General features: G+C 69.2%; 1 protein-coding gene. It reads left to right on the forward strand.

Going from position 1 to position 1,410, the window contains the following annotated elements; genetic code table 11:
• Positions 1-85: 85 nt before the first annotated feature.
• Positions 86-1,410: ABC transporter permease (locus ACH4UM_RS41765; protein WP_398191921.1), on the forward strand; the 1,325-nt coding region annotated here is incomplete at its 3' end.

The raw sequence follows: 1,410 nt of genomic DNA on the forward strand, positions 1-1,410 counted from the left end.
AGGTCGTCGAGAACGGCAAACTCCTCGGCATCGTCGGCGACGAGGAGATCCTCGCCGTCGTCGCCGGGCAGGGAGGCGGCGCGTGATGACCGCCGCCGCCGATGCGACCGCGCCGGTCGCGCCCCTGCGCCAGAAGGTCAGCCGCCCCGTGGTGCTGGTGGCCATCCTGATCGTCTGGCTGGTGCTCTTCGCCGCGCTGCGCGGCCGGCAGACGCTGACCCTCGCCGCCGCCGACCTCACCGGTCTGCACCGCTGGCTGAACGACGTCAACGACACGATCGGCGCCAACCGCAACTCCAACCCGCTCTTCCTCTACTTCTTCAATGAGATTCGCCTGGTCATCGACAACCTGGTGACCTTCATCCAGTCGCTGATCTCCCAGCCCACCGGCGGCCGCCCGGTCCCGCAGATCGGCTGGCTCGGCGTAGTGGGACTGACCGGCTACGTCTCCTGGGCCGTCGGCAACTGGCGGGTCGCCCTGCTGGCCGTGGCCGGCTTCACCTTCCTCGGGTTGCAGGGCCTGTGGCAGGAGAGCATGGACACGCTGGCGCTGACCCTGTCGGCGGTCTTCGTGGCCCTGCTCATCGGCATCCCGCTCGGTGTGTGGGCCGGTCTCTCCGACCGTTGCAACCGGATCATGACGCCGTTCCTGGACTTCATGCAGACGATGCCGACCTTCGTCTACCTCGCCCCGCTGACCCTGTTCTTCCTCATCGGGGGCGCCTCCGCCACGATCACCACGGTGATCTACGCGGCCCCGCCGGCGATCCGTATCACCGCGCACGCCATCCGCTCCGTACCGCAGACCACCGTGGAGGCGGCCGACTCGCTGGGCACCACGCGATCGCAGCAACTGCTGAAGGTCCTCCTGCCGTTGTCCAAGCGCACCGTGGTCATGGGCGTCAACCAGACCATCATGGCCGCCCTGGCCATGGTGACCATCGCCGCCCTGATCGACGCTCCCGGACTCGGCAAGACCGTCGTCCAGGCACTGCAGTCGCTCGATGTCGGCACGGCCTTCAACGCCGGTCTGGCCATCGTCATCATGGCCATCGTGCTCGACCGGGTCACCACGGCGGCGGCCGGGCGCGACGAGGCGGCCCGCCGCTCGGGCGACCGCTTCCTCACATGGCGCCGACCGCTGCTGGCGGCGGGGGGAGCCGTGGCGGCCGTCCTGGTCTATCTGTCGCACACCTACGTGTGGGCGGCCGAGTTCCCCGGACAGGGAAGCACCGGAAGCCACATCGCGAGCGCGGCCGACACGGCGACCACCTGGATGCAGGACCATCTGTCGGGCGTCACCAACGCCATCCGGGACGCCATCACCAACGGGCTGCTCAACCCGTTCCAGACGCTGCTGACCGACTCACCGTGGTGGCTTGTCGGTGCGGCCCTGGTCGGCCTCGGCGT

Source organism: Streptomyces sp. NPDC020801 (genome assembly GCF_044334385.1).
Lineage (GTDB): Bacteria > Actinomycetota > Actinomycetes > Streptomycetales > Streptomycetaceae > Streptomyces.